Consider the following 5,084-nt stretch of genomic DNA (forward strand, 5'->3'; position numbering starts at 1 on the left):
AGTCTGGATGGCATGCATCTGCACTTCGGCCAGCAATGCCAGAGCAGCCGGCGCATCTTCCAGCTTGATCCAGTTGAACTGGATATTCTGCCGCGTGGTGAAATGGCCCCAGCCGCGATCATAGCGGCTGGCAACCCGCGCCAGGCCACGCAACTGATAGGCGGCCAGCGTGCCATAGGGAATCGCCACGCGCAGCATATAGGCATGCAGTTGCAGATAGAGGCCGTTCTGCAAACGCAGCGGCTTGAACTCATCCTCGCTCAATTCACCCTTGAGCCGCCGCGCCACCTGGCCGCTGAATTGCGCCAGGCGTTCATCGATCAATTGCTGATCCAGGCTGTCATACTGATACATGGCTTTTCCTCACGCTGCCGCTTCGGCCAGCGATGCCGCTTCGGTGGTTGGCCCGCTGGCGCGGATACGCTCGCGGAACTGCACAGGTACTGGCGGCTGGCTGCCGGGCAGCACCGGCACCAGATAAGGCGCCACCACGATGTTACGCGCCGCCTGGAGATTGGCCTCGGCCAGCAGATCGGCGGCGGCGCCCTCGTCCGGCGCCACCACGGCCTGGGCGATGCTGCGGCTCCAGGTGAAATCCCGGGTCAGGTAAACCGCATCGCCGCGCGCCAGATGATTGGCGGTGACAATCTGCGGGTTGTGCTTGAGCTTGGGGGCTTTGGCCATCGGGGCTTCTTTCAGGCAATCTTGCGAATGGAAATAACAGCCGGGGCGGTGACACGGGCGCGGGCGGCCACAGCGCCGAGCACCAGCAAGGTGGGGCCATCGCCATGGCGGGCAGCCAGGCGCGGCAGGTCGTTCACGGCACCCTGGCTCACCACCTGATCCGGCCGGCTGCCATTCTCGATCAGCGCCACCGGCAGGTCGGGCGCCACACCATGGCCCAGCAGCGCTGCACGGATCGCGCCGGCCTGGCTCAGGCCCATATAGACCACCAGGGTTTCGCCGGCCTTGAGCCGTGCGGCCCAATCCAGCGCAGCAGCACCGCCTTTTGCATGGCCCGTCACCAGGGTAAGCGCGCTGCTCAAGTCACGATGTGTCAGCGGGATGCCGGCGGCGGCGGCGCAGCCCAAAGCAGCGGTGATGCCCGGCACCACCACCACTTCAATATCATGCGCCGCAAGGTGATCCACCTCCTCGCCGCCACGGCCGAAGATATAGGGATCGCCGGCCTTGAGCCGCACCACACGGCGGCCAGCCCGGGCAGCCTGCACCAGCAGATCGTTGATGCCGGCCTGATCGATGCGATGGCTGCCCTTGCGCTTGCCCACCGGCACCCGTTCGGCATCGCGGCGGGCGCGGTCCAGCACAGCCGGGGCCACCAGCTCGTCGTAAAAAATCACATCGGCAGCGCCAAGCGCACGCTGCGCAGCGATGGTGAGCAAATCCGGATCGCCCGGCCCGGCGCCGACGATATGCACAATGCCGCTGGCGGTTTCCTGGCTGCGGTTCAATTCGCGCAGCATGGTCTCGCGTGCCGCAGTCAGGCGGCCTTCCAGCACCTGGGTCGCTGCGGGACCATCAAAGATACGGCGCCAGAAATGGCGGCGACTTTCGCCATCGGGCAGCATACGGGCTACGCTGGCGCGGAATTCGCCAGCCAGACCGGCCAGATCGCCCAGGCGGCTAGGCAGCAAGGCTTCGATCTGGGCACGAATGCGGCTGGCCAGCATCGGCGCTGCGCCATCGCTGGCAATGCCGATGGTGATCGGGCCGCGGCGCACAATCGCCGGCACGGTGAAATCAGACAAATCGGCGCGATCCACCACATTGAGCAGCACATCACGCGCCTGCGCCGCCTGGGCCACGGCTTCATTCACTGCCTTGTCGGCAGCGATCACCAGCCGAAAACCATCCAGCGCCGGCGGCGTGAAGGCTTCGGCGCGATGCCGGATCGTGCCATCGGCGACCAGGCCGGCCAGTTCGGCATTGAGGGCCGGCGCCAGCACTGTAACCGCAGCCTGGCTCTGTACCAGCAAGCGAATCTTGCGCGCCGCATCCTCGCCACCGCCCACCACCAGCACGGGCCGCTGGCGCAGGTTCAGGGAAATCGGGAAGGAGGACATCGTGGGTTATCCTGGCGGCTGGGGCAAAAACACGCCGAGCCATTGCCGGCGCGGCTATGCCAGGCAATATTTTACAGTGATGAGATAGAATCAAGTTAGTTTTACAAATATTTATAACTAATAAAATTTTTCAACATTAATTTATGTGTTAAATACCCCAAGCTATTGATATTGCTACTTCGACGTGGCGCGGAATACACCATCCCAGCTTTCGCCCGGCGGTTCGGCACGGAAAAAGCTCACTCTTTCGGCATAAAGATCGTAAAGCTCGTCCAGTTCCGGGCGGCGCTGGCGCAATTCCGGCAGGGCGGTTTCCACCGCATCCCAATCCTGCCGCCTGTAGGCTGCCAGCATGGCATCATGCGCCGCCGCGATTTGCTGGAACTCGGCCGAGGCAGCCAGTTCCGCCTTGCCGAGCAGGGCGAAGATACGCACCGCCTCGGTCTTGCCCTTCACCGCGATCAGGTCGAGTTCCATCATCGCCCAGCTTGGCGCCGCGGTGCGGGTCGCCTCGCCCACCACTACATCCACGCCATAGGTTTTGGACTGGCCTTCGAGCCGCGAGGCCAGATTCACCGCGTCACCCAGCACGGAATAATCGAAACGCTGCTTTGAGCCCATATTGCCGACCACGCATTCGCCGGTATTGAGGCCGATGCCGATATTGATCGGCACAAAGGGAATATTCTGTTCCTTGGCTTCGCTTTCCAGCTTGGCGTTCAACTCTTCCAGCCGCTCGAACATGCGCAAGGCCGAGGCACAGGCATTGTCGGCATGCTGCGGATCGTCCAGCGGCGCATTCCAGAACGCCATGATGCAATCGCCCATGTATTTGTCGATGGTGCCCTTGCGATCCAGGATCACATTTGTCATCGGCGTCAGGAAACGATTGATCAGTTTGGTCAGGCCCTGCGGATTGCCCTTGAACTGCTCGGAAACCGCTGTGAAGCCGCGAATATCGCAGAACAGGAAGGTCATCTCGCGGGTTTCGCCGCCCAGCTTCAACCGCCCCGGATCGGCGGCCAGCTGCTCCACCAAGGCCGGCGACAGATATTGTGCAAAGGCGCCACGCACCTGCTTCTTCTCGGCTTCAGTGCGCAGATACCCGGCCAGCGAGCCAGACATATACACCATGAAACCGGCCAGGCTGGGCGAAACCGGATCGACCAGCAATTGATGCGCCCGGTAGCCAAACCAGGACAGGCCAATCGCCAGCGCAATGGCGCCGGCGCCAAACAAAGCCGCACGTAGCGCACCGCCGCGCAACAGCAGCAGGATCAGGCCACCGCCGAGCAGGATCGTGAACACCCATTCCAGCCCCTCGGACCAATCCGGCCGTTGCAGGAAATGCCCGAGCAGAATCTGCTCGATAGCCTGGGCATGCGCTTCCACACCCGGCATCACCGGGTTGATCGGCGAGGGTCGGATATCGCGCAGGCCCGCCGCCGAGGTGCCGATCAGCACAATATTGCCCTCGATCAGCGCCGGATCGAACTCGCCTTCCAGAATCTTCCAGGCCGGCAGGTAACGCTCTGCCACCGGCATGGTGAAATGCACCTGCAATTCACCGCTCGCCGTGGTTGGCACTTCATAGGCGCCGATCTTGATATTGTTGATGCCGCTGGCGGCGCCAAAAGCGGTTTCGCCGCTGGCGCCGGAGGATTTCACCACATAGCTGCGGGCGCCCTGGGCAACCCGCAAACCTTCGGCGGCAATGCTGGGCAGCAACTGGTTGTTGAACCGGAACAGCAGCGGCACCGAGCGGATCACCAGGTCGCGGCCGGGATGGAAATTGAATGAGCCATTGCCGGCGGCAGCCTGCTCAAAGGCCGGCAGCGTGACGATGGCGCCCTTGAAATACCCCGGCAGGAACAGCTTCGGATCGTCGCCGGCAGCGGCAAAACCGGCGCGTGTGCGCGGCTTCTGGCCGTTATCGTCTTCCACCAGCACAAAGCCGGTCACGACATTCTTGGCTTGGCCGATAATATCGGCCAGCAAGGCATCATGATCGGGCAGGTCGCCCAGCCGGCCGGCAATATCGCCGGCGCCGGTGAGTTTTTCCCAGATTTGCGCCACCTGGGCCGGCGAGGTGCGATCCGGTTCGGCAAACACCACGTCAAACACAATGGCCGCCGCGCCGGCATTGGCCAGTTGCGCCACCATCTCAGCCACCACCGGACGCGGCCAGGGCCATTGCAGGCCGATCCGGCCCAGACTGTCATCATCGATATCAATAATACGCACTGGCGCCTTCTGATACTCTCTAGGCGCGATGCGTTGATAGTAATCAAATACAATAACGCGAAAATCGGTCAGCAGGCCGGCGGGATCAAGGCCGCGCAGCAGCAAGGCCAGCAGCAAAACCAGGGCCGGCACAACAAGACCGGTCTGCTTAAGAATTCGCATTGCGCACTCCTGTCCCCCTGCTGCGCCTTAGTATAACCGGCAAGCCGTAAAAAGCCCGGAATTCCAGCTTCGCAACGCGGGAAAAATTGCTTATTCTGTGGTCTGTTGCAAGCGGCGATAGTTTCAGTGTCGGGGGAAGGCTTAGCGTGATGCAGATCAAGCAACGGGCTATGCGGTGGCGGTGTTGCGCCGCCACTTTGCGCTCTATGTTTCCCGCCCTGATGCTAAGCACCGGCCTTTTGCTGGCGCTGCCGCAAGCGGCTCAGGCGCAGAATATCACGCCGGATGCGGCCTATGACGATGCCTTCAAGGCGATGCTCAAAGACCCCGGCAACCTGGACAAGACTTTCGCCTATGCCGAAGCTGCGATCCGCGTCGGCGATCTGGAAGGTGCAGTATCGGCGCTGGAGCGCATGCTGTTCGTCAACCCGAACCTGCCGCGTATCCGCGTCGAACTCGGGGCGCTGTATTTCCGCCTCGGCTCGTTCGAGACCGCGCGCAGTTATTTCCTCGGCGTCAAGGAAGCCACCGACACGCCGCCGGAAGTGCGCGCCAAGGTCGATACCTTCCTGGCTGAAATCGACAAGCGCCAGT

The 5,084-nt window shown here is 62.4% G+C and carries 4 protein-coding genes and 1 pseudogene; 1 reads left to right on the forward strand and 4 read right to left on the reverse strand.

The window, feature by feature from the left end; translation table 11 throughout:
- From KBB36_RS20640 to KBB36_RS20655, 4 genes and pseudogenes are all read right to left on the reverse strand, one after another.
- Positions 1 to 354 (reverse strand): annotated as a pseudogene (locus tag KBB36_RS20640) (nitrite/sulfite reductase); the annotation flags it as partial.
- A gap of 9 nt (positions 355 to 363) precedes the next feature.
- Entirely contained in the window at positions 364 to 684 is a 321-nt protein-coding gene (locus tag KBB36_RS20645; RefSeq protein ID WP_290985707.1) for a DUF2849 domain-containing protein, read from the reverse strand.
- Positions 685 to 695: 11 nt separating this feature from the next.
- Positions 696 to 2,084, reverse strand: coding sequence for a siroheme synthase CysG (gene cysG / locus KBB36_RS20650; RefSeq protein ID WP_290985710.1), 1,389 nt, complete (start codon positions 2,082 to 2,084; stop codon positions 696 to 698).
- Positions 2,085 to 2,258: 174 nt separating this feature from the next.
- A complete protein-coding gene (locus KBB36_RS20655; protein ID WP_290985713.1) occupies positions 2,259 to 4,490 on the reverse strand; it encodes a CHASE2 domain-containing protein in 2,232 nt (743 codons plus the stop codon).
- Between the two features lie 221 nt (positions 4,491 to 4,711).
- Between KBB36_RS20655 and KBB36_RS20660 the strand changes: the two genes are divergently transcribed.
- On the forward strand, positions 4,712 to 5,084 hold a 373-nt coding region (locus tag KBB36_RS20660; protein WP_290985716.1), incomplete at its 3' end, for a tetratricopeptide repeat protein.

This window comes from Ferrovibrio sp. (assembly GCF_017994015.1).
Classification (GTDB): domain Bacteria; phylum Pseudomonadota; class Alphaproteobacteria; order Ferrovibrionales; family Ferrovibrionaceae; genus Ferrovibrio.

What these genes read in the sequence shown, in the direction of transcription:
- KBB36_RS20645 (WP_290985707.1), bottom strand. Translation starts at nt 684, where the DNA reads ATGGCCAAAGCCCCCAAGCTCAAGCACAACCCGCAGATTGTCACCGCC.
- cysG (WP_290985710.1), bottom strand. Translation starts at nt 2,084, where the DNA reads ATGTCCTCCTTCCCGATTTCCCTGAACCTGCGCCAGCGGCCCGTGCTG.
- KBB36_RS20655 (WP_290985713.1), bottom strand. Translation starts at nt 4,490, where the DNA reads ATGCGAATTCTTAAGCAGACCGGTCTTGTTGTGCCGGCCCTGGTTTTG.